Annotated in this window: 1 rRNA gene; it reads right to left on the bottom strand. The window is 58.5% G+C overall.

Annotation, left to right across the window (positions count from 1 at the left end):
* Window positions 1–215: ribosomal RNA gene (locus ACYQ0J_RS13980) — 16S ribosomal RNA — on the bottom strand; the annotation flags it as partial.
* Window positions 216–236: the final 21 nt, after the last annotated feature.

Here is a 236-nt window from a genome sequence, read left to right as displayed (position 1 = left end):
CGGGTAAAACCCTTTAAACGTGCCCCACAAGACACGTCCACATGGGGGATTAGCCTGGGTTTCCCCAGGTTGTCCCCCTCTTCCGGGTAGGTCACCCACGCGTTACTCACCCGTCCGCCGCTGACCACGGAGTAAAACCCCATGGCCCGCACGACTTGCATGTCTTAGGCACGCCGCCAGCGTTCACCCTGAGCCAGGATCAAACTCTCCAACAAAAACGCCTAAAAGGCGTTTGG

The organism is Thermus sp. FJN-A (assembly GCF_054655095.1).
The sequence above is the reverse complement of the archived record's forward strand: the minus strand, read 5'-3'. Positions and strand labels throughout refer to the sequence as shown.